This is a genomic window from Marnyiella aurantia, assembly GCF_014041915.1.
Classification (GTDB): domain Bacteria; phylum Bacteroidota; class Bacteroidia; order Flavobacteriales; family Weeksellaceae; genus Marnyiella; species Marnyiella aurantia.
Genome location: NZ_CP059472.1, coordinates 1,565,850 through 1,590,025, shown reverse-complemented (window position 1 = coordinate 1,590,025; position 24,176 = coordinate 1,565,850). Strand labels below are relative to the sequence as shown.

The window sequence follows — 24,176 nt, the reverse complement described above, 5'->3', positions numbered from 1 at the left end:
ATATAAAGAGTTTCTGCGGGATTCAAAAAATGTTATTTCAAGGTGTTTACGTTGTTCAGGTCTTCAAACGCCTGAACCAGTCTTGTTCCGAAAGTTTCTTCACCTTTTCTGATCCATACTCTTGGATCGTAGAATTTCTTGTTTGGTTTGTCGTCACCGTCCGGGTTTCCGATCTGTGCTTTCAGATATTCCATCTTTTCAGCTACATAATCGCGTACACCTTCGGTATAGGCAAACTGAAGATCGGTATCAATATTCATTTTAATCACTCCGTAATCAATCGCTTCTCTAATTTCCTCCAGTGTAGATCCTGATCCACCGTGGAAAACGAAATTAATCGGCTTTTCGGCGGTACCAAATTTTTCCTGAACGAATTTCTGTGAGTTGTCCAGAATCTTCGGTGTAAGTTTTACGTTACCCGGCTTGTATACACCGTGCACGTTTCCAAAAGCTGCTGCAATGGTAAAGTTATCAGAGATGGCCTTCAGTTTTTCGTAAGCATATGCTACTTCCTCAGGCTGAGTGTAAAGTTTTGAAGAATCTACGCCTGTGTTATCCACACCATCTTCTTCACCACCTGTAACTCCAAGCTCAATTTCGAGGGTCATGCCCATCTTTGCCATTCTTTCAAAATATCTGCAGGAAATTTCCATATTCTCCTCCAGAGATTCTTCAGAAAGATCCAGCATGTGAGAGCTGTACAGTGATTTTCCTGTTCTCTTGTAAAAATCCTCACTTGCATCCATAAGACCGTCAATCCAGGGAAGCAGTTTTTTCGCGCAGTGGTCTGTATGTAAAATTACAGTCGCACCATACGCCTCTGCCAATGTATGGATGTGCTGAGCACCGGCAATTCCGCCCAGAATGGCAGATTTTTGCGCATCGGCGCTTAGACCTTTACCACCGTTGAAAGCAGCACCACCGTTAGAAAACTGAATAATTACCGGCGAGTTAAGTTTTGCAGCGGTTTCCATGGTAGCATTTACATTGCTGGACCCAATAACATTTACAGCGGGAAGCGCAAATTTATTTTCTTTAGCGTACTGAAAAAGGTCTGTTACCATTTCACCTGTGGCAACTCCTGCCGGAAACATTCTACTCATAATTTTTACTTTTTAAGGATTGAATTTGCGTTTTGAAATATCTTGTAAAGTTAAGGTTTTTTTGCGAATGACCTCAGTTGCGTCTGTCTTTTCCCCAAAGTAGCCTTTCCCTTAGCTTGTCGAAGAAATTAATGTCTCTGGGCAAGAGCAGGTTCAGTTCAAATGGCGCTTTTTTCAGACGTACCTCTTCCTCGATATCCAGCTCGTACAGGCGCGAATCCAGTGAAAGAGAATATTGAGGCACCCGGCTGGTTACCTTCAGATGGATTTCCACATCATCCTGCACCACGATTGGGCGAACATTGAGATTATGTGGCGCAATGGGAGTAAGTACAAAATTATCATTGGTAGGCGAAATGATAGGACCGCCGCAACTTAGTGAATACGCTGTAGATCCGGTAGGTGTGGAAACGATGAGGCCGTCTGCCCAGAAAACCGTCAGGAAATCATCGTTTATATAGGTGTCTACCGTTATCATGGCGGTGGTCTGTTTACGGCTGATAGATACATCGTTAAGCGCGTATGGGAAGGCGATGCTGTTCTTTTCGGTAAAGACCTCAATGACCGACCGTTTGCTCAGCACCAGGTCGCCCTTTACTATACTGTCTATATTATTGAAGATGTCTTCTTTGCTGAAGCTTGCCAGAAAACCCAGTCTGCCGGTATTGACACCGATGACCGGAATTTCGAGGTCCTGAATGTAGATAAGTGCATTCAGAATAGTTCCGTCTCCGCCAAAACTGAAAAAGAAGTCTACGCCGTAAGTCTGGAGCTCCTCCCGTGAACTGAATGTGTCAAAATCGCGGGAAAACTGTAGGTCCCGCGCGGTGTCCCTGTGAAGTACGGATTCGATGCCCCGGCCTGCAAGTTCAGAAATGAACTTACTTAGGTATAAAAAAGTGTCCAGGTCTTTTTTCTGGGAATATATGGCAGCTTTCATTAATCTCAGTTTATTAAAATTCCAGGAACTTTTGAAAAAAACCAAAACGGTCCTTCAGCAGATCCTCTTTCTCATCGTTATAATGCTTATGAACTACATTGTAGCCATATCTTTCAAAGGTCTCATCAATTGACGTCAGGTTTTCACTGCTGATCTTTAGTGTAAGCCAAAAATTATCTTCGTTGATGGCGCTTACATAGCAACCGTAAATCTTGGCATTATTGGTTTCCACAATCTGCGAAATCTCCGTGAAGGAATAATGTTTTGAGTTGGTTTGAATGGTAAGGATGGCGCCGGGTTCGGAGAAAAGCGGATATTTTGAGAACTCACTGAAAATATCGTCACAGGAAATGTATCCCAAATATTTTTCGTTGGTTCCAATCACAGGTACCACGTTGGAGTTGAATGTGTGAAAAAGCTTAACCGTGTCCAGGATACTTCCGTCTGCCTTAATTGCAAATTTTTCGAAGTGAAGTTCCAGGCTTTCTAATGGTCCTTCCGGACTTTCCTCCAGAAAATTCTGGCTTAGGGCACCTGCATACGCACCTTTCTTTTTTATGAAGACATGTGAATATCCAAACTCTTTGGCAAATTCCGATGCCGCTTCTACGGAATCGGTCACGTTAAAAGCCGGATAATCCTTGGAAATATAATCTTTAATAAACATATGCTAAAATAATAAAATTTGAAGACTAGCAGGATTTTTGTGAAAGTTTGATTTATCCGGACAAAAAGTTTGGAAGATATTATGCGGATGTGATATCTTTGTCGCCTTTCATTTTTACTTTTTATTAGATTTATTTCAAACTGCACTGCCTTTCAGGGCTTTGCAGTTTTTATTTTAAGTCTTTAAAGAAATGCCAGATGGCAATCCCGGCACATACAGACACATTCAGCGAATGTTTTGTTCCCAACTGAGGAATCTCCAGAAAACAGTCGTAAAAAGGGAGTGCCTCTTCACTAAGACCGTCTACTTCATTCCCGAATACCAGGGAATATTTCCTGTCGTGCTGTACTTCAAACTCTTCAATGTTTACACTGGCTGTGGTCTGTTCCAGTCCAACTATTGTAGAGCCCTCATTTTTCAGGTTTTGCAGTGCTTCTGAAATATCTTTAACGAAAATCCAGTCCACGGTTTCGGTCGCGCCCAGAGCTGCTTTGTGAATTTCGCGGTGAGGCGGTACCGGAGTAATGCCACAAAGAATAATCCTGTCTACAATAAAAGCGTCTGAAGTACGGAAAACTGCACCTACGTTGTGCATGCTACGTACATTATCCAACACCACTGTAACCGGAATTTTTGTAATCTGCTTAAAGGTTTCCCTGTCTACACGGCCTAAATCTTCAAGTTTTAATTTCTTTGCCATAATTTTTCTGTACCGCAAAGATACTTTATCGCTGGGGATGGAGCGGACATTATGCCCTGTTTTAACGGTCATATATCCGTCACCTGCTGAAATGCTTCCTGAGAATATTTGTATTTTTACCCTCAATTTTAACTATTACAATGGCCAAAGCGAAGAAAGAGACCCCTTTAATGTTGCAGTACAATACCATTAAGGCAAAATATCCGGATGCGTTGCTGCTTTTCAGGGTAGGGGACTTCTATGAAACGTTTGGCCAGGATGCTGTTCGCGCTTCCCAAATCCTGGGTATCGTACTTACGAAACGGGCCAATGGAGAAGGTCATATTGAACTTGCAGGATTTCCGCATCATTCTGTAGATTCCTACCTGCCGAAACTGGTTCGTGCAGGACTCCGCGTAGCCATTTGTGACCAATTGGAGGATCCTAAATCGGTTAAGGGAATTGTAAAGCGCGGTGTTACAGAGCTGGTTACCCCCGGCGTTACTTTCAATGATCAGGTGCTGAATTCAAAAAAGAACAATTTCCTGCTCGCGGTTCACAGAGAAAAGGAAATGTACGGACTGGCACTTGTTGATGTCTCTACAGGTGAGTTTCTTGTCTCCGAGGGAAATCTGGAGAAGCTTCTGCACATTGTTAACACTTTTGATCCCAGCGAAATCCTTTTTCAGCGTACAAAAGAAATCCCATCCCAACTGAATCACCGTAGTTTTTTCCGGCTGGAGGACTGGGCGTTCCAGTATAACTACGCAGTCGACAAACTCACAGCTCATTTTAAAACTTCCTCTCTGCGGGGTTTTGGGGTGGACGAACTGCAGTTGGCAATAACTGCCGCAGGTGCCATATTTGCTTATCTGGTAGAGGATACGCACCACGATCTGCTGACTCACATTACCCGAATTCAGAAGATCCCGCAGGAGGATTATCTGATGATGGACCCGTTCACCCTACGAAACCTGGAAGTAGTTTCGCCCGCTCACCGAGAAGGCCGGAGTTTGCTGGATATCATTGACAAAACATCCACGCCTATGGGAGGACGCTTGCTGAGACGGAGAATCATCCTTCCACTGAAAAATATAGGTGAGATCCAGTCCAGGCTTTCGCTGATAGAATTTTTTAACGATCAGGATATCCTCAAATATGATATTCAGGTCCTGCTGAAATCGATTTCTGACCTGGAACGGCTTATGGGTAAACTTGCCGCCGAGAAGATTTCGCCAAAGGAGCTGGGTTCGTTGCGCCACAGTTTGCAAAGCATAGCTGAAAATCAGCGGGAAACTTTCCGCATATAAGGAAATTGCAGCTTGGCTGGAGCCGGTCACAGATCTTACTGAACTTATAAAATATCTGGAGTCGCATCTGAACGCCGAACTTCCCGTGATGCTTTCCAAAGGAAATGTAATCAAAGGTGGCGTATCGGAAGAACTGGATTATCTGCGCGGACTGCAGCAAAAAGGGAAGTCCTTTCTGGATGACATGTGTAACCGTGAAGTGGAAAGAACGGGTATTTCTTCACTGAAGATAGATTTTAACAACGTATTCGGCTACTATATAGAAGTCCGGAACACGCATAAAGATAAGGTACCTGCCGAGTGGATCCGTAAGCAAACGCTTGTAAACGCCGAACGGTATATCACCGAGGAACTGAAGGAATACGAAACCCAGATCCTGGGCGCTGAAGAGAAAATATCTGTAATGGAATACAGGCTTTACCGCGAAATCTGTGCTTATGTGATGTCGTTTATGGCAGATATACAGCGCAACTCCGGACTTGTAGCCCAACTGGACGTTGCTGTAGGGTTTTCTGAACTTGCGGTTTCCGAAAGTTATACCCGACCTGTTCTAAATGAAGGATTTGCGATCGATATCCGCGAAGCCAGGCACCCCATCATCGAAAGTGCATTGCCACTGGGTGAAAAATACATTCCAAATGATGTATTTCTGGACCGCGAAACGCAGCAGATCATAATGGTTACCGGTCCTAACATGGCCGGTAAATCAGCGATACTGCGGCAGACTGCCTTGATTTGCCTGCTGGCTCAAATTGGCAGTTTTGTGCCTGCAAAATATGCGGAGATAGGTTTGCTGGACCGGATATTTACCCGGGTAGGAGCAACTGATAATATTTCAGCCGGCGAATCTACTTTCATGGTGGAGATGAATGAAGCTGCCAGCATCCTTAACAATATAACCGACCGCAGTTTGATCCTTTTGGATGAACTTGGCAGGGGAACTTCCACGTACGACGGTGTTTCAATTGCGTGGGCTATTGCGGAATATCTTCATCAGCATCCCACTCAGGCCAAGACACTTTTCGCCACTCATTACCATGAACTTAACGAGATGACCCTGAATTTTCCAAGGATCAGGAATTTTCACGTATCCATTCAGGAAAATAAGGGGTCGATTATCTTTTTGCGCAAACTGCTGCCGGGCGGCAGCGAACACAGTTTCGGTATCCACGTAGCTAAGTTGGCAGGGATGCCGGCAAAGGTTGTGCACCGTGCCAGCGAAATCCTGAAGACCCTGGAGCAAAGCCGAAATACCGGCGACGGGCGCGAATCTGTTAAAAAACTAACCGAGGAAAATCTGCAGCTGTCTTTCTTTCAGCTGGACGATCCTGTGTTGGAGAACATCCGTGAAGAACTGCATAAAATCGACATTAATACGCTAACGCCTATTGAGGCTTTAATGAAGTTGAATTCCATAAAGAAAATGATCGGGAAGTAATCCTTCGCCAAAAAAGACAGAAGTGGTCATTCGCACCTTTTATTTCTGCAAAAAGTATATTTTTCTGTGAGCTGAAAAAGAATAACTTTGACGCATAACAGAAACTATGAAAAGAGACCTCTACATTGACTTTGCGAAGGGTTTTGCAACGCTTTCCATTATTTTTATTCACACTGTTTTCTGGTCCGGGCAGTTTTATATTCCCACTGAAATTCGGGTGCTTTCACTGCTTATTGATGTGCCGCTTTTTTATGCATTATCGGGGCTAACATCCGGCGGTAATGTGGAAAAGACATTATACAGGCTGCTGAAACTTCAGATTACATTTATGATTTTTGTGACCTTTCTCTTTTTTCTAGATTACCTGTTTAAGGTTTTCGGGCTTACCCTATTTGGTCTTGCCTGGATGCAGGAATTCTATTCAACCTTCGGTGCCAAGTACGTTCCGCAGAATATATCCACTATGCCGCAGTGGCAAAACCTGGGTAACTGGTACCTGCATCAGTACACCAATGCCGACACTTTCCCGGTTGTGATGGGCAGTTTCTGGTATCTGAAGGTGTATTTTATACTCACGGTCCTGGGCGTGCTGATTATCCGCTTCTTTCCCAAACACCTAAACTGGTTTATTGCCTTATGCTTTGGTCTGACAGTAGTTTTTAATCTTCTTCCGCATTATTATCCCAGCGGGCAGGTAGGCTACGTTACTTTATACCTGGGTATATTCCTGATTGCCAACCGCCTGAAAGGTGAAAAGATTGCTTTGCCGTGGGTACTTTCTCTTCTTGGCCTGATGTTTATAATTCTGGCTGTACTTTACTGGAACGAAGGCAAAGAGTATATCCTGAAAATGAATAAAGCCAAATTTCCTCCCAAGGCTCTATATATTCTTTGGTCCTCCTTTTCACTTATCACTCTCTTTGCACTTTACAACCGTTTGAAAATCAGTAAGGAAAGTTTTATTACCTACATTGGCCGCAATGCCATCTTTTTCTATTTCGCTCAGGGCATAAGTTCGTCGCTGGTTTATTTTGCAGTAGTTCCACTGAAGGAGCAGATGCCGTGGTGGGTGCTGATGGTTCTGATTTATCTTTTCAATATTGTGCTGGCCATACTAATAGCAGAAGGATTGAAAAAGATAGATGCATTTGGCTGGAAAACGCTTGAGTTTCTTCGCAAAAAAACCGCCTCAGAATAGTCTGAGACGGTTTCGTGACAATATATATGAAGTGATTTAGTCGTTTGTTCTGTTGCCTCGGGCTACAAGAGCAATGATAACAATCAGTACCAGCGCTCCCACTACCCAGTACAGCGGATTTGTAAACCACTCTTCGGTGGTTGTAGTTGTTGTGGTTTCAGATGTTGTAATATCTACATCTGTTGCATCCTGTGCAAATGCGATGATGCTGGAGAAAAACATAACAGTAAGGAGGAATAGTTTCTCAGATCTTCTTTTGATAAGGCTTGTAGTCGTTTTCATAATTTATTTTTTTAATGTTGAGTTGATATTTCCAATTTGAATGCCACACAGACGTGCTCACCTGCCTAAAATACTAATGATGTAAGGAATCACTGAAATTCTGAAAGAAGCAATTGCCCCTCAGATATTCAGAATAATAGTAACTTTACAAAAAATTATCAAGTTCATGTTTAAGCTGAAACTCCCTACCGATCCGCGTTGGGCTAATATTGCAGAGGGAAATCTTAGTGAGATACTTACCGATCACGCCTGGTGCGAGCAGAAAGCCGCGACCAATTCCATAACCCTGATTACTTTACTTCCCGAATATCCTGAAATTGTTACCGAGCTACTGAAGATCGCTCAGGAAGAACTGGATCACTTCGGTCAGGTGCATGAAATCATTAAAGCTCGTGGTTATGAACTGGGCCGCCCGCGTAAGGACGATTATGTAAATGATCTTGCCAAATTTATGATTCAGGGAAGCCGCGAGGACCTGATTATTGACAAAATGCTTTTTGCAGCAATGATTGAAGCCAGAAGCTGTGAACGTTTTAAAGTATTAACAGAAAATATCAAGGACGAAGAGTTGAAGATATTTTACCGTGAACTGATGATTTCTGAAGCGGGGCACTATACTACCTTCATTGGATTCGCCAGACAGCTGGGAAACGAAGAAAAAGTAAATAAGCGTTGGGAAGAGTGGCTGGAGTATGAAGCAAAGGTGATCCAGGGATACGGAAAGAAAGAAACCATTCACGGTTAACCTTACAGTTTTCAGCATGACAAAAGAGCAGGTCCAACAGGTATTTAATATGCTCCTGAAATCCTTTTTTCAGGGTCTTATGATAGTGGGGCCATTTGGACTTACGGTCTTCTTTATCTGGTATATAGTTTCCAGTGTAGACAACCTTTATCCGGCAATTTCCGAGAAATGGCCGGGAGTAGTTTTCCTTTCAATCATCGGCACAGTTACGCTTTTAGGCTTTCTGGGAAATAAATTTCTGCTGGGACGCCTGTTGCTGGACCGTATGGACTTACTTCTGGAAAATACGCCCGGCATAAAACATATTTATACCCCCACCAAGGATGTAATGTCTTCGTTCGTAGGCGACAAAAAGAAATTTACGCGCCCCGTGTGGGTCAGGACATCTGAGAACCCAGTTGTTTGGCGTATTGGCTTCCTGACTCAGGAAGATATGACTGCCGTGGATAAGGAAAATTACGTAGCGGTTTATTTGCCGCACTCTTACGCCATTTCCGGCTGGGTGATCATCACCGAAGAAAAAAACGTGAAGGAAGTTACAGGCATGAGTGCCGCCGCAGCCATGAAATTTGCCGTGAGCGGAGGTGTAGCCGGTTTTCACAGTGATAAGGCCGTTTTCAAAGCTCCTGAGTAACTCTTCCGCCAAAGATTCTACTTATGATGCACATTCAGCATCTTCATTTCCTTTTAATAATAACTCAACTTAAATATCATAATGAAATTACCTTACGCAGAACCGTACAGAATAAAAATGATTGAAGAAATCCGCCAGTCTAGCCGTGAAGAAAGGGTAGCATGGTTGAAGGATGCAGATTATAACCTTTTTAACCTGAAATCTTCACAGGTATACATCGACCTGCTTACCGATTCGGGTACCGGTGCCATGAGTGACTCCCAGTGGGGCGCGATGATGACGGGTGACGAAAGTTATGCGGGATCCCGTTCCTTTCAGGCACTTTATGATACCGTGAATAAAATCACAGGCTTCCCCTATCTGTTACCAACTCACCAGGGACGAGCAGCGGAGAATGTACTTTTCTCAGTTCTTGTAAAGGATGGCGATGTTATTCCCGGTAACTCACACTTCGACACTACCAAAGGACATATCGAATTCCGTAAAGCACATGCGGTAGACTGTACCATTGACGAGGCTTTCGACATTGAAAATGATCATCCCTTTAAGGGGAATATCGATCTTGAAAAACTGGAAGCTATATATAAAGAGTACCCAAAGGAGCAGATTCCTTTCTGTCTGATCACAATTACCTGTAATACTTCAGGCGGCCAGCCGGTATCCCTGGAGAATATTAAAGCGGTAAAATCACTTTCCGACCATTACGGTATTCCTATTTATTTTGACAGTGCCCGTTATGCTGAAAACGCGTATTTCATTAAAACCCGTGAAGCTGGACAGGCCGACAGGACCATTAAGGAAATCTGTAAGGAAATCTTTTCTTATGGCGAAGGAATGACAATGAGTTCCAAAAAAGACGGTTTGGTGAACATCGGTGGTTTCATTGCGCTCCGTAACGAGGAAGTTTTTCAGAAAGCCTCAAACTTTACAATTATCTATGAAGGCTTCATTACCTATGGCGGGCTTGCGGGACGCGATATGAACGCTCTGGCAGTGGGTCTGGATGAAGCTACGGAATTTGACTATCTGCACAGCCGCATTTCACAGGTGGAATATCTTGGAAACAAGCTGATTGAATACGGCATACCGGTTCAGAAACCCATTGGCGGACATGCAGTTTTTGTAGATGCACTTAAGTTCTTGCCTAATGTGCCACGGGCTGAATACCCGGCCCAGACTCTTGGCCTGGAACTTTATAAGGAAGCCGGAATACGCGGTGTAGAGATTGGAACGCTTCTGGCCGACCGGGATCCTGAAACAAGGGAAAACAGGTACCCGAAACTTGAACTTCTGCGTTTGGCAATTCCGCGCAGAACCTACACCAACAATCACATGGATTATATTGCTGCTGGGTTAAAGAACGTTTTTGACCGACGGGAAGACATCAAAAAAGGATATAATATTACCTGGGAACCTGCTATCCTGAGACACTTTACAGTGAAGCTGGAAGAAGCAAAATAAAGTTTCTGTATCAGGACTTGACATAAAAAAACCGGAAAATTTAATTTTCCGGTTTTGTCTTTTTAAATGATTCAATTACTCAGCAACTGATCCACCTCTTCTCCCAAGATCGAAAGAAGCTCCTATCAGGAATGCAAACTGGTTGTTCAGCCTTCTGTAACCTGTACCTTCAGTGTTGTATTTGGCAATTGGAAACTGCGTTTCAGCAAATACGCCAAATCCTTTATCGAAGAAATATCTTACACCTGCATGTCCACCGAAATTTTTCAGCCCTAAATTAAGACCTGGATAAATATCGAAATTTTGCGGCAGGCCGATCACGTCTCCAAGGTGCGCACTTACTCTGGCTTTAGCATCAAATCGGTGCTCCGCTTTTACATCTCCGTCCAGCAGATTTTCTTCTACGCCCAACAGATATCCCGCCTGTGCACCAACCGAGAAACTTTCGCCTAAACCGTAGTCAAGCATCGCTGCGATACCAGTACCACCGGCCTGGAAATTAGCTCCCACATTCACACGAAGGTCACCGGGACCGCGGAATGCATCATTATCACTTTGTGCACCTGCAAACCCGAAAGCTGCTACTGCCACTGTTAATATTAACTTTTTCATAATTTATTTTTCTACGGCAAAGATACCTTTTTATTATTTTTTGGCCACTTTATAGAGTTTTCCACTATCGGTTACAGCGTACAGATTGCCGTCAGCGCCGTTCAGTACATCCCGGAAACGCTCATTCTGGTCTCCAAGCAACCATTCCTCGCCGGTCACTTTATTATTTTCTATCACAAGACGGATGATTTTCTTGCCGCTAAGGCAGCCCACCATCATATTGTTTTTCCATTCCGGAATAGTACCTGTATAAAAGTCGATACCACTTGGTGAAACTGAAGGATCCCAGAAATAAACCGGCTGCTCCAGACCTTCTTTCTGACCAATTCCGGCACCGATGGTCATGCCGCTGTATTCTTCGCCATAGGTGATGGTGGGCCAGCCGTAATTTTTTCCCGCTGTAATTCTGTTCACCTCATCACCACCTTTAGGACCCATCTCAGCTACCCAGAGCTCTCCTGTTTGTGGATGAAGTGCAATACCTTGCGGATTTCTGTGGCCGGTGGTATATATTTCAGGTTTCCATCCATTGATTTTAGGGTTGGCTGCATCTGCTTTGCCGTCTTTGTTAATTTTTATGATTTTGCCGTAATAGCTCTGCTGGTCCTGTGCCAGCGGCCTTGTTTCCATATCGGAACGCTCACCTGTACTGATGAAGAGGCTGCCGTCTTTTGCGAAAACCAGGCGGCTTCCGAAGTGCTTGTCGCCATCATAAGTGGGTGTAGCGCGGAAAATTACCGATACATTTTCAATTGTTTTTTCATCAGCGGAAAGTTTTCCTTTTGCAACAGCAGTATGATTACCACCACTTACCGGTTCCGAGTAAGTCCAGTACATCATTCTGTTGCTGCTGAATTCTGGGTCAAGGACCACATCCAGCAGGCCGCCCTGTCCATCGCTGTCTACTTTAGGGAAACCTGAAACTTTGGTGACATTTTTACCGTCAGCCGAAACGATGCTCATAAATCCGGATTTATCTGTTACAAGAAATCTTCCGCCTGGAAAATTAATGATACCCCATGGTTTACCCAGCTTTTCGGTAATTACATTTACACTGTACGGTGAGTCCGTACTAACGCCGCCGATTCTGGTTTGACCGCTGAAGGCGGGTGCAATGTCCGTATTACGTGAACCGCGTTCCGGATTTTTACTGTTCTGTGCTAACGTAGTTTCGCCTCCCGTAGTGGACTGGCTTTTGGTACCGTTTTGGCAGGAAAATGCTAAGCAGGAAACTGCTATAGTAAGTTGTATAAATGGTGTCCGCATAATGATGTTTTTACAAAAGTACACTTACTGCCCATTTTTTGTTTATATGATTTGAGGATGATGTATCAAAATCTATTCTGTCAATGATTAGCCTCATGATTTTGTACCTTTGAACTATGAAATTTAAACTTCACTCCGACTTTCAACCCTCTGGGGATCAGCCTACTGCTATCGCACAGCTGACACAGGGGGTTATTGCCGGCGAAAAATATCAGACTTTACTCGGGGTCACCGGCTCCGGTAAGACGTTTACAGTGGCAAACCTGGTGAATAACGTGCAGCGCCCTACCATCGTCCTGGCGCATAATAAGACTTTAGCAGCACAGCTGTTCATGGAGTTCAAGGAGTTTTTCCCCGATAATGCGGTGGAATATTTTGTTTCCTATTATGACTATTATCAACCTGAAGCATTCATTGCTTCATCTAATACATATATTGAAAAAGACCTTTCCATCAATGAAGAAGTGGAGAAACTCCGGCTGTCTGCAACAGCCAGTTTGCTGTCGGGCAGAAGGGACGTACTGATTGTGGCATCGGTTTCCTGCATTTATGGTATCGGGAATCCGTCGGAATTCCACAAGTCTCTGGTGTCTCTTAAAATGGGCGAAAAAATGACCCGGACCGGACTTTTGCACTCGCTGGTTAGTGCACTGTATTCGCGTACACTAAATGAGTTTCAGCGCGGGACTTTCCGCGTAAAAGGTGATGTTGTGGATGTGTATCCCGCCTATGCCGACAACGCAGTAAGAATAGAGTTTTTTGGTGATCAGATAGAGAAAATTGTATCCTTCGACCCTGTATCCGGAAATACAATTTCGGTTTTTGAGGAAATTAATATCTACCCTGCCAATATGTTTGTAACCAGTAAGGAAACAATGGTAGGCGCTGTACGAGCCATACAGGACGACCTTGTAAAACAGGTGGATTTTTTCGAAAGTATTGAAAAGCCTTTGGAAGCAAAACGATTGCAGGAAAGGACTGAACTGGACCTGGAGATGATAAAGGAATTGGGCTACTGCTCCGGAATAGAGAATTATTCAAGATATCTGGACGGACGTCTGCCCGGTTCACGACCTTTCTGTTTGCTGGACTATTTTCCTAAAGATTTCCTCATGGTTATTGACGAAAGTCACGTTACAATTCCTCAGGTGCATGCGATGTATGGCGGCGACAGAAGCCGGAAGGAGGCCCTTGTAGATTATGGATTCCGTTTGCCGGCGGCCATGGATAACCGTCCGCTGAAGTTTGAAGAATTTGAGGGCATGCAGAACCAGGTTATTTATGTTTCTGCCACTCCTGCAGACTATGAACTTGAGAAAACCGGTGGGCAGTATATAGAACAGATCATACGGCCAACCGGCCTTTTAGATCCTGTAATTGACATCAGGCCTACAATGAATCAGATTGATGATTTGATTGAAGAAATCCAGATGCGGGCAGAGATTGATGAACGTGTTTTGGTTACTACATTAACCAAGAAAATGGCCGAGGAACTTACACGCTATTTTACAAAGTTCGGCATACGTTGCCGCTATATTCATTCCGATGTCGAAACGCTGGAGCGTATACAGATTATGCAGGATTTGCGTACAGGTCTTTTTGATGTTCTGATAGGAGTAAACCTTCTTCGTGAGGGGCTCGATTTGCCGGAAGTTTCCCTGGTGACCATTCTGGACGCAGATAAGGAAGGAATGCTGCGGTCGCGGAGGTCCATGATCCAGACAATTGGACGGGCAGCCCGTAATATTAACGGTAAGGCAATCATGTATGCGGACAAGATTACTAAAAGTATGCAGGCAGCGATCGACGAGACAAATTACCGCCGTGAAAAGCAGATGTCGTATAATATCGCGAACAACATTACTCCGGTTCAGATCAACAAGAAGATATCGGAAGCGCTGGTAGGACGTGCCAAGGATTTCCCGGATGAAAAGTATACACAGAAAACGATAATGAAGCAGGTTGCAGAAGAGCGCCTGGCGTACGGTTCTGATTATATTGAAAAACTCATCGGAGACAAGCAGAAAGCTATGGAAGCTGCTGCACGAAATCTGGACTTCATAAAGGCAGCTAAACTGCGCGATGAGATAGCTACACTGAAGGCCGGAGTTTAAAATATCAGTTAAATTCTATAACATATCGCTGCGGCAGTTTCGTATTTTTGAATATCAAATACAAAATAATTATGGAAACCCCAAGACCTATGCTCACAATGAGCCAAGTGATGCACAAACTGATGCACAAAGGAGTAACGCAGGAATTCAGAATGAATGAATCCGGTGAAATGAAGTTAAGCAGTTCAGAGAAAGTTTATCAGCCTAATGAACTTAAAATTCTTAAAACTTACCGTTTTGAAGGTTTCAGTAACCCGGACGATAATGAAGTTCTTTATGTAGCCCAGGATCTGGATGGTAACCGTGGAATGCTCATTGATTCTTACGGTGCCGACAGTAATTATCCGGGGGACACATTCGACAGTTTTATCCGTGATATTCCTATTGAAGAGCAGGATGAATATGACTTCGAAGCAGACAGCGGTGATGCTTAGATTTACTTCGGCTCCTCTTTCTTTTTAAAAATCCGGTTCAGAAGCCCTTCCTTTTTAGCTGGCGCTTCCTCATCTTTTTTAATTTTCTCCTTTACATTCTCAACCTTGGTTTTTACCGAGGTTTTTGTTTCTTCCACTGTCGCTTTGGTGTCCTTTACCGTATTTCGAAGGGTTTTTTCAGTATTTTCTACATTCGCACCTATAAGGGTTTTCTTGAGTCCTTCCTGAATACCCTGCCAAAAAAGGTTGAAAAAGGATTTGGTTGGGTTCCGCTTTACATCATCTACCACCACGGAGGCAGGAAACACACCGGAGTTGGACTTTACAAAGACATTCACTACTGCAGAAAGCAGTTTTTTCTTTTCGCCGGTCTCTTTCAGTAGCGAAACCTGCAAATCCTGATGTTTCATATTTAAGGTGCCGTTAAGTCCGGAAGCATTTCCCTGAAAATTGAAAACAAGATCCTGAATGGTTCCGGTTGCCCTCGCTTTCAGGTAGGGTTCAATAAAAGCATTAATTCTGGCGGCCGGCAGATCTGATATGTTTCCGGCGATGCTGAATTCATCATTTTGAGAGGCAGTATCCATAGTCCAGCGCACATTCATGGGCGACGCGTTCATAAAACTACATCTTACGGTAATCGGGATTTTTGTGCTTTTTCCTTTGGGCTTAGCTGAATTCAGGTTTCGGGCATTCAGATTGAAATTGCCAAAAGTCAGTTTGCCGGGTCCCTCGCTCTGTTTGGTATCTTCTTCATAGACCAGTACCGAGTTTTTTACATCGAGTGTCTTTATCTCCAGAGGAAATTTTATTTTGCGCAGGAGTTCCGTGTACATCGGTTTTCTGGTAAGATCATCCTTAGGAACTTTGCTCCGGAAGATATTCGCATTCATCCCTGTTAGAGTTACCGCATCTGCATATAGATGTTTGTCTGCTGAAATTAAATCCCAGTCTCCGGAAGCAGTCATCTGTTGGACTTTAATATCGTAAAGATCCTTTTCAGCCGGAATCATCCTGATAAACTGGGAGCGCGACACAGTAGGATTAATAACTAAATTATTTATGACCATATTTTTTGGCTGAAGTTTCATCAGGCCGGTGCTTAGGCTATAGAATTCATTGAGTCTTCGTGAAAAACTGCTCACAGTTAAGCTGTAGTTTCGCGCCTTAAAGGGGACGGGTGCTTTTGCGGTTTCTGCATCCATTACGATATTCTGAGCCTTCAGGTTCAGATTGGTGTATGCAGTAGTTCTCCCCTGTGACGTTAGTGTAAAGTGGGGGCTGATAACCTGCATTTTCTTTAGAGTAAGCGGGAAAGAAATCCAGTCATAAGCAGCTTTCTTTACGTCTTTGGAAGGCGTGGTATTCAGTGTGCCGCGTAAATTATTAATTAATACACTTTGTGCGTTCAGTTTCAGTTTGCTGTCTTTATATTCCCAGTAATCCAGTGCCACTGCCACATGACTGATGCTGAGGTTTGCCTGCGTACTTCCGCTGCCTGAAGACTTTACCGAAAAATTTCTTATATCGGCCTTTTCTGGACGAATGGAAACATCTGCTGCTGCTATCATATGCGAACCGGTGGCGTAATTAACATCTTTTCCGGCCAGTGCAAGTTTCTCATAGGAGAACGGGATGTTTCCCTGGGATGTCTCTTCGTCCATCAGAAATTTATGAATGTTGATGTTCATGTTCCTGGCGTTAAATATCCTGCTGCCGTTTGACTTAAGGATTTCGACATGCGCATTATCCAGAACAATATCTTCCAGGTTTACCTCATAGTTAAATTTTTTTTTGTTTTTCCTGGCAGTGGGGGACGTATAAACCTTAAGGTCGGGGTTTGAAACTGAAAAATTAGAGAGAGAAATCCTGTTTTTAACCAAAAGCACATCTTTAAAGTCCATTTCTCTGGCTTTGAAATCGTAGAGTGCGTTTCTTGCGGGGTTGGAACGGAATGCCTGCGCAGGACTTAAGAGGAGCGTTACCTTAAAATTCTTAATGTTCATCAGGCCGTTTTCCGTTGTGATTATGTCGGCGGTCAGTCCATAAATATCATCCGGCCGAAAGTAGAAATTCTTACCGCTGATGTCATATTTATCGAATACGACCGGCAGGCGCGACTCTACAGACTCCTCGGTCATCTGCAGATTCTCTACCTTCAGTTTAAGATCCTGCACTTCTATAAACTTCTGTTTTGTATGCCTGAAAATTCTGATATTACCGTTTTCGATCTCTATATTGCTGAATACGAAAGGGCTGCGCTTCCTTCCGGTACGGTCATCAATAGGTTTTGCCAGCACAACATTCAGGTCTGGGTTAATCATCTGCAAATCCGACGTATTGATTCTTTTGTTAAAGAGAGCATCATAAATACCCAGTCTGCTTACTTCCAGTCTTGCCAATGTGCCCGTTAAACCGATCACATTCTGGTTTTGGGGATTCTTACTGTTTACAGATATTTCAGTGGCAGATATATTTCCGGTCAGTACAGATACGTTCAGTGATTTGTAAGCAATTTTGTAATCCGAATTGTTTTTCACATAGTCCGGAAGTTTATATTTTAACCACAGGTTAATGCCAATATTTGCCAGCAGGAATATTACTGTCAGTATTCCGATTACTATAAGGGTTTTGCGTATCTTATTGTTTTTCAAAGTGATTGATGGTTTGTGACAAAATTAACCCACGTAATTCGCCGCCTTTTATACGATGCAAAATTATTCTTACAATATTACGTCCTACTCTGTAGTGTCAGCCTCCAGTTCAATCACATAACCTTCGTGCGCACGCACGTTCAGGAAGCGGCCACCGTCAAAACAAAGATATTGACCTTTTATACCGGTCAGAGTGCCGGAAATTTCCGGATTTTTCTCCAGTGTGAATGACACAATTTTCTCAGGAGCCTCATAAGGATAATCCAGCCTTTCCATTTCGTGCTCCATTGAATAGAAATTCTGGAAATCTTCAGGAAAATACTCGCGGATCTTATCCCGGAAATCTTTGAGGTCCAGATCATCTTCAAAATCATCTTCAAGCATTTTCCGCCAATTGGTTTTATCGGCCAGATGCTCCTTCAGTGCTACTTCTATCATTCCGGCCTCGTACCGGTTATCGGTTCTGGCAATTGGAAGGGCAAAGGTGGCTCCCTGATCAATCCAGCGTGTCGGAATTTGACTTTCACGCGTTACACCCACCTTTACATCGCCTGTATAAGCAAGATATACTATATGAGGGTGAAGCTGTATAGACTTTTCAACCTCAAGGTCTCTTTCGCCAATTCCGAGATGAGCGGTGGAAAGTTCCGGACGGATAATAGTGTCACTGGCATATGGACTTTCGAAGAAACATTTTTTGCAGAAACCCATGCGGTATATTTTTTCATCACTGTCACAGCATAGACACTGGTATCCTATATGTTGGATAGTTAATGTTTTGCCGATGAGTTGATTCATCATAATAAGGTCATTGCCTAAATTAAGGTAATACTGAATTGGTTTACCGTTTTGGGTACACATCTTCAGGATCTGTCCGGAGAACTGCATTTTTTATATTTTGAGTAAAAATACGGAATAAAGATTTCACGCTCTAAATTTAATAGCTTTGTACAAGTAAACAAATCAGATGATATATCTTGTTACCGGCGGAAGTGGTTTTATTGGATCACACCTTGTGGAGCGGCTTTTAAGTGTTGGACATTCTGTCATAAACATTGACAATTTTGATAATTTTTATGATTACAGAATTAAAATCAATAATACTCTTACGAGCGCAGGCATTGATTTGCCATTTTCGTTTGAAGATAAGCAAAAGGATATTCTTAAAACGGTTAAAGCTACGTATTCAGATGTCTACCGACTTTATTACCAGGATATTAGGGATAAAGATGGCTTGGCAGAAATCTTTCGCGCGCACCGTCCGGATTTCGTAATCCACCTTGCAGCCCTGGCAGGAGTTAGGCCGTCCATTGAGCGTCCGCTTGATTATGAGGACGTGAATATCAGGGGAACTATGAACATTTGGGAACTTTGCCGCGAATTTGGGGTGAGTAAATTTATCTGCGCCTCCTCTTCCAGTGTTTACGGTAATAATGAAAAGGTTCCTTTTTCAGAAGAAGACCCCGTGGACAGGCCTGTTTCACCATATGCAGCCACCAAAAGATGTGGTGAAATTATCGGTCATGTGTATCATCACCTGTATCAGATCGATATGATCCAACTCCGCTTCTTTACAGTATATGGGCCGCGCCAGCGGCCGGATCTTGCCATCCATAAATTTACAGGCCTTATATCAGATGATCAGGAAGTGCCTTTTTATGGAGACGGCACCACTGCACGCGACTACACTTATATAGACGACATTGTGTCAGGAATTTTAAAAACTGCAGATTATCTGGAGTTGAATACCGGTGTATACGAAATTGTTAATTTAGGTGAAAATGAGGTGATTACCCTAAATGAAATGTTGAAAACTATTGAGGACACTTTACAGAAGAAATCCCGTAAAATAGAGCTGCCGCACCAACCTGGAGATGTTACGCAAACGCACGCAGATATTAGCAAGGCAAGTGGCATGCTGGGGTATAAGCCTGCCACAAAATTCCGCGATGGCATAAAAAAGTTTGTGGAATGGTTTTTGAGAAAATGAGTGCGGCTGTGTGTTGAAGTCTTCTTTGACGGTTCCCGCAAAATTATTCATAGCAGCCATTAAAGAAAAATCAAATTAATTGGAAATCAGATAGGAAAAGATTATTTTTCACATCTATTTTTTTACTTTTGCAAAAATTTAAAATACATTTAAGGATATGTACTGGACACTAGAATTAGCTTCTTTTTTGAGCGATGCCCCCTGGCCAATGACAAAGGCAGAATTAATTGATTATGCCATCCGGACCGGCGCGCCAATGGAAGTGGTGGAAAATCTTCAGGCCATTGAAGACGAAGGTGAAATTTATGAATCCATAGAAGAAGTCTGGAGCGATTATCCTACAGATGACGACTTCCTGTGGAACGAAGACGAATACTAAATCCGTTAATCGGATGCATTTCGGTGCATCCGTTTTATTTTTAGATTTGCGTAATGTTAATTTATTATTAGTGGCCTGATCCGGTGGTGAAGGCAGAAATCAATCAATATGAGTTTTTTAAACAAAGTTCTTAAAGGCTTTCTGGGAGACAAGAATGTTTCCGATCTCAAGGAAGTAAAAAAAGTAGTAGGAAAAATAAAAGCAGCGGAAGGTGATATTCAGCAGCTCAGCGACGATGGCTTGCGTAGTAAGACCGCGGAGTTCAGAGAAAAGATTAAGGCTGCTGCCGCTAACATCACCTCTCAGATAGAAACCACCCGGGAACAGATAAAAAACAGTTCTAATATTGATGAAAAAGAAGCCCTTTTTACTAAAGTAGATACGCTGAATAAAGAAGCCTATGCTGCCGAAGAAAAGGTGCTTGAAGAAATACTTCCGGAAGCTTTCGCTTTGATTAAAGAGACTGCGCGCAGGTGGGCACAGAACGGTGAAATACGTGTAACAGCTACGGATTGGGACAGACAGCTTGCAGCAACAAGGGATTTTGTTGAAATCCAGGGCGAAGAGGCTGTTTGGAAAAAAAGCTGGAATGCCCATGGTACCGAGGTCGTTTGGGATATGGTTCATTATGACACTCAGTTTATCGGCGGTGTGGTGCTGCACAGCGGAAAGATTGCCGAAATGGCTACAGGTGAAGGTAAGACCCTCGTGGGTACCCTTCCGATCTATCTGAATGCACTTCCGGGTCGTGGGGTACACGTAGTTACAGTAAATGACTATTTGGCTAAGCGTGACTCCGCGTGGATGGGCCCATTGTATCAGTTCCACCAACTTTCCATTGACTGTATAGACAATCATCAGCCTAACTCCGAAGGACGGAAGAAAGCCTATAACTCTAATATTACTTATGGAACAAACAATGAGTTTGGCTTTGACTACCTTAGAGATAATATGGTAACGTCACCAGACGAACTTGTTCAGGGTGAACTTAACTTTGCGATTGTGGATGAGGTGGATTCTGTTCTTGTTGATGATGCCAGAACTCCTCTTATCATTTCGGGACCGGTTCCTCAGGGCGACCGTCAGGAATTTGACGTGCTGAAACCTTCGGTAGACAGAATCGTAGCCGTACAGAAACAAACTGTTTCGCAAATCTTTAATGAAGCCAAGAAACTGATCGCGGCCGGAAATACAAAAGAAGGTGGATTTAAGCTTTTGCAGGCGTACCGTGGACTTCCAAAGAACCGTCAGCTGATTAAGTTCCTTTCCGAAAGTGGAAACAGAGCTCTTCTGCAAAAAGTGGAAGGACAGTATATGCAGGATAACAACCGCGATATGCCAATCGTGGATAAGGACCTGTACTTCGTTATTGACGAAAAGAATAACCAGATAGACCTTACCGACAAAGGTGTGGAATACATGTCCCAGGGTAACGACGATAAAGATTTCTTCGTACTTCAGGACATCGCCACAGAAATTGCTGAACTTGAAGCGAAAAATCTTTCTAAAGATGATGAGTTTGCAGCAAGAGAGGATCTCTTCCGCGACTTTGCCGTAAAATCTGAGCGGGTTCACACAATGAATCAGCTGCTTAAGGCTTACACTCTTTTTGAAAAAGACGATGAATATGTAGTTATTGACGGTGAAGTTAAGATTGTTGACGAGCAGACTGGCCGTATCATGGATGGCCGGAGGTACTCCGATGGTCTTCACCAGGCAATCGAAGCTAAGGAGAATGTAAAGATTGAAGCGGCCACGCAAACCTTTGCGACAATTACGCTTCAGAACTACTTCCGTATGTATAACAAGCTTGCGGGTATGACCGGTACAGCGGAGACGGAAGCAGGTGAACTTTGGCAGATTTATAAACTGGACGTAGTGGTAATTCCTACCAACAGGCCAATTATCAGAGATGACAGACAGGATTTGGTTTTCAAGACCAACCGCGAAAAATACAATGCTGTAATTGAGGAGATTGAAAGGCTGACTGCCGCCGGACGTCCGGTGCTTGTTGGTACAACTTCAGTTGAGATTTCTCAGTTGCTTTCAAAAGCACTTCAGCTTAGAAAAATACAGCACCAGGTACTTAATGCCAAACTTCACAAGAAAGAAGCCGAGATTGTTTCGGAGGCAGGCCGCCCCGGGCAGGTTACCATTGCAACTAACATGGCAGGTAGGGGTACTGATATTAAGCTTCGCGAAGGAGTGAAGGAAGCAGGTGGTTTGGCGATTATTGGTACAGAGAGACACGATTCCAGAAGGGTAGACAGACAGTTGCGCGGTCGTGCGGGCCGTCAGGGAGATCCGGGAAGTTCGCAGTTCTACGTATCACTGGAGGATAACCTGATGCGTCTTTTCGGTTCTGAAAGGATTGCCAAGATGATGGACAGAATGGGTCATAAAGACGGTGAAGTAATTCAGCACTCTATGATTTCCAAATCTATCGAAAGAGCTCAGAAAAAAGTAGAGGAGAACAACTTCGGTATCCGTAAAAGACTTCTGGAATATGACGACGTAATGAACAAGCAGCGTGATGTCATTTACAAAAGAAGAAAGAATGCACTGTTCGGAGATCACCTGAAGTATGATATCTCCAACATGATTTATGATGTGTCGCATTCTATAGTTTCCAAAACCAAGGCTGACGGCGATTATAAGATCTTTGAGTTCGAGATGATCAAGAACTTTACAATGGAGTCTCCTGTTACTGAAAGCGATTTCAAAAACAAATCCGTTGCCGACCTTACAGAAGCCGTATACCGTGCTGCGCAGGAAGATTATACCAAGAGGCTTGAACTGATGAAGGAAAAATCGTTCCCGATCATTGAGAATGTTTTCGTTAACCAGGGCAGTATGTTCAAGATGATCCAGGTGCCGTTCTCAGACGGGATTAAAACGATGACTATCGTAACAGATCTTCAGAAGGCTTATGATACCAAGTGCCAGAGTTTGGTTGATGATTTTGAGAAAAATATCACCCTTTCTCTTATAGATGAGAACTGGAAACTGCATCTTCGTGAAATGGACGATTTACGCCGCTCCTCACAGGGCGCGGTGTATGAGCAGAAAGATCCGCTTGTAATTTACAAGCAGGAATCCTTTTACCTCTTCAGCGAAATGGTGGACAGGGTGAATAAGGAAACAATTTCTTTCCTTTATAAAGGTGAAATTCCTCAGTAAGATTACAGATTTGCAATAAGTTGCGGCGGAAATTTTTCCGCCGCTTTTTATTTTGCCCGATGTTTGCTTTAATTTTTACTAATTTTAGAATCCAATTTATACCGTATGGCATTAACAGACTTGTCCGGGCGTATTGCCATAGGAGTGGATATCGGAGGAACCAATACAAAATTCGGACTGGTAAACCACCGCGGAGAGATTTTGGCAAAGGGAACCATGAAAACTGATGTCCATGAGGATGTGGAGGGTTTTATTGAGGAAATTTACAAACACCTGGAGCCGTTAATAATACAGAATGGCGGAATGACAATGGTAGAAGGTGTCGGGGTAGGCGCACCTAATGCTAATTACTACAAAGGGACAATAGAGCAGGCACCAAACCTGAACTGGAAAGGTATTGTTCCTTTTGCTGACCTTATGAGCCATAAATTCGGAAAAGCCTGCACAATGACAAACGATGCCAATGCTGCTGCCCTTGGCGAAATGATGTACGGAGCCGCCCGCGGAATGCGGGACTTTGTAATGATAACGCTGGGAACAGGCGTAGGTGGTGGTGTAATCTGTGGCGGTAAACTTGTGTATGGTCACGATGGATTTGCCGGTGAGTTGGGACACACCATCGTGAAGCCCGGGGGTCGCCGTCACTGGAGTACCGGTTCTGAAGGCAGTCTGGAAGCTTATGCTTCCGCTACCGGAATTGCAATAACTGCCAAAAAGATGCGTGCGGAATACCCGGCATCTATGCTTAATGAATATTCAGAAGATGATATTAACGCCAAAACAGTTTACGAGTGCGCTTTGCAGGGCGACGCGACAGCGATAGAAGTATTTCGCTACACAGGGCAGAAACTGGGCGAAGCACTTGCAAATTTTGTCATGTTTTCATCACCCGAGGCTATTCTGTTGTTTGGCGGTGTCATTAAGGCCGGTGATTTTATCCTAAAGCCAGCAAAACTTCATATGGAGCAGAATCTGCTGCCTGTTTTCCGGAATAAGGTAAAGTTGGTTCTCAGTGAACTTAGCGAAGCTGACGCGGCCATATTGGGCGCCAGTGCATTGGTTTGGGCCAACAAATAATGCTTATTAAAAA

General features: G+C 43.6%; 19 protein-coding genes and 1 pseudogene. 11 read left to right on the top strand and 9 right to left on the bottom strand.

Features of this window, described 5'->3' with window-relative positions; all coding sequences use genetic code 11:
- Positions 1-32: 32 nt before the first annotated feature.
- The 4 genes from fbaA to H1R16_RS07280 form a co-directional block, all read right to left on the bottom strand.
- A complete protein-coding gene (gene fbaA / locus H1R16_RS07295) occupies positions 33-1,103 on the bottom strand; it encodes a class II fructose-bisphosphate aldolase (RefSeq protein WP_181887230.1) in 1,071 nt (356 codons plus the stop codon).
- Between the two features lie 73 nt (positions 1,104-1,176).
- Positions 1,177-2,043, bottom strand: coding sequence for an NAD kinase (locus tag H1R16_RS07290; RefSeq protein WP_181887231.1), 867 nt, complete (start codon positions 2,041-2,043; stop codon positions 1,177-1,179).
- 13 nt (positions 2,044-2,056) lie between these two features.
- Positions 2,057-2,710 carry a CBS domain-containing protein gene (locus H1R16_RS07285; RefSeq protein WP_181887232.1) on the bottom strand — a complete coding sequence of 218 codons (654 nt, stop codon included), beginning with the start codon at positions 2,708-2,710 and terminating at the stop codon, positions 2,057-2,059.
- A gap of 169 nt (positions 2,711-2,879) precedes the next feature.
- Positions 2,880-3,410 (bottom strand): RNA methyltransferase, encoded by a 531-nt coding sequence (locus tag H1R16_RS07280; protein ID WP_181887233.1) that lies wholly within the window; start codon positions 3,408-3,410, stop codon positions 2,880-2,882.
- Between the two features lie 140 nt (positions 3,411-3,550).
- Between H1R16_RS07280 and mutS the strand changes: the two are divergent.
- A pseudogene (mutS, locus tag H1R16_RS07275) lies at positions 3,551-6,137 on the top strand (DNA mismatch repair protein MutS).
- Between the two features lie 106 nt (positions 6,138-6,243).
- A complete protein-coding gene (locus tag H1R16_RS07270; RefSeq protein ID WP_181887235.1) occupies positions 6,244-7,335 on the top strand; it encodes an acyltransferase family protein in 1,092 nt (363 codons plus the stop codon).
- Positions 7,336-7,371: 36 nt separating this feature from the next.
- Here the strand turns inward: H1R16_RS07270 and H1R16_RS07265 are convergent, their stop codons facing one another.
- Positions 7,372-7,617, bottom strand: coding sequence for a hypothetical protein (locus H1R16_RS07265; RefSeq protein WP_181887236.1), 246 nt, complete (start codon positions 7,615-7,617; stop codon positions 7,372-7,374).
- Between the two features lie 166 nt (positions 7,618-7,783).
- Between H1R16_RS07265 and miaE the strand changes: the two genes are divergently transcribed.
- From miaE to H1R16_RS07250, 3 genes are all read left to right on the top strand, one after another.
- Positions 7,784-8,362 carry a tRNA-(ms[2]io[6]A)-hydroxylase gene (gene miaE, locus H1R16_RS07260; protein ID WP_181887237.1) on the top strand — a complete coding sequence of 193 codons (579 nt, stop codon included), beginning with the start codon at positions 7,784-7,786 and terminating at the stop codon, positions 8,360-8,362.
- 16 nt (positions 8,363-8,378) lie between these two features.
- Complete coding sequence (locus H1R16_RS07255) at positions 8,379-8,996, top strand: DUF502 domain-containing protein (protein ID WP_181887238.1); 618 nt, start codon at positions 8,379-8,381, stop codon at positions 8,994-8,996.
- An 81-nt stretch (positions 8,997-9,077) separates the two neighbouring features.
- Positions 9,078-10,457: a tryptophanase gene (locus tag H1R16_RS07250; RefSeq protein ID WP_181887239.1), complete on the top strand. Its 1,380-nt coding sequence runs from the start codon at positions 9,078-9,080 to the stop codon at positions 10,455-10,457.
- Between the two features lie 75 nt (positions 10,458-10,532).
- On the opposite strand, the gene H1R16_RS07245 is transcribed toward H1R16_RS07250, so the two are convergent.
- Complete coding sequence (locus H1R16_RS07245; RefSeq protein ID WP_181887240.1) at positions 10,533-11,069, bottom strand: DUF6646 family protein; 537 nt, start codon at positions 11,067-11,069, stop codon at positions 10,533-10,535.
- Positions 11,070-11,102: 33 nt separating this feature from the next.
- Positions 11,103-12,335, bottom strand: a complete 1,233-nt coding sequence (locus H1R16_RS07240; protein WP_181887241.1) for a PQQ-dependent sugar dehydrogenase — start codon at positions 12,333-12,335, stop codon at positions 11,103-11,105.
- A gap of 116 nt (positions 12,336-12,451) precedes the next feature.
- Between H1R16_RS07240 and uvrB the strand changes: the two genes are divergently transcribed.
- Together uvrB and H1R16_RS07230 are read left to right on the top strand one after the other, a co-directional pair.
- Complete coding sequence (gene uvrB, locus H1R16_RS07235; protein ID WP_181887242.1) at positions 12,452-14,449, top strand: excinuclease ABC subunit UvrB; 1,998 nt, start codon at positions 12,452-12,454, stop codon at positions 14,447-14,449.
- A 71-nt stretch (positions 14,450-14,520) separates the two neighbouring features.
- Entirely contained in the window at positions 14,521-14,883 is a 363-nt protein-coding gene (locus H1R16_RS07230; protein WP_181887243.1) for a hypothetical protein, read from the top strand.
- 2 nt (positions 14,884-14,885) lie between these two features.
- On the opposite strand, the gene H1R16_RS07225 is transcribed toward H1R16_RS07230, so the two are convergent.
- Together H1R16_RS07225 and H1R16_RS07220 are read right to left on the bottom strand one after the other, a co-directional pair.
- The gene (locus H1R16_RS07225) at positions 14,886-17,537 is read right to left on the bottom strand and encodes an AsmA family protein (RefSeq protein WP_181887244.1); all 2,652 of its coding nucleotides are present in this window, start codon (positions 17,535-17,537) and stop codon (positions 14,886-14,888) included.
- An 84-nt stretch (positions 17,538-17,621) separates the two neighbouring features.
- Positions 17,622-18,425 (bottom strand): DUF2797 domain-containing protein, encoded by an 804-nt coding sequence (locus H1R16_RS07220; protein WP_181887245.1) that lies wholly within the window; start codon positions 18,423-18,425, stop codon positions 17,622-17,624.
- A 79-nt stretch (positions 18,426-18,504) separates the two neighbouring features.
- Here H1R16_RS07220 and H1R16_RS07215 point away from each other — a divergent pair, with 79 nt between their 5' ends.
- The 4 genes from H1R16_RS07215 to H1R16_RS07200 all read left to right on the top strand — a co-directional run bounded on the left by H1R16_RS07215 (position 18,505) and on the right by H1R16_RS07200 (position 24,163).
- Positions 18,505-19,527 carry a GDP-mannose 4,6-dehydratase gene (locus H1R16_RS07215; protein WP_181887246.1) on the top strand — a complete coding sequence of 341 codons (1,023 nt, stop codon included), beginning with the start codon at positions 18,505-18,507 and terminating at the stop codon, positions 19,525-19,527.
- A 157-nt stretch (positions 19,528-19,684) separates the two neighbouring features.
- Positions 19,685-19,906 (top strand): DUF2795 domain-containing protein, encoded by a 222-nt coding sequence (locus H1R16_RS07210; protein ID WP_158065162.1) that lies wholly within the window; start codon positions 19,685-19,687, stop codon positions 19,904-19,906.
- A 108-nt stretch (positions 19,907-20,014) separates the two neighbouring features.
- Positions 20,015-23,086 (top strand): preprotein translocase subunit SecA, encoded by a 3,072-nt coding sequence (secA, locus tag H1R16_RS07205; RefSeq protein WP_181887247.1) that lies wholly within the window; start codon positions 20,015-20,017, stop codon positions 23,084-23,086.
- 105 nt (positions 23,087-23,191) lie between these two features.
- A complete protein-coding gene (locus tag H1R16_RS07200) occupies positions 23,192-24,163 on the top strand; it encodes an ROK family protein (protein ID WP_181887248.1) in 972 nt (323 codons plus the stop codon).
- Positions 24,164-24,176: the final 13 nt, after the last annotated feature.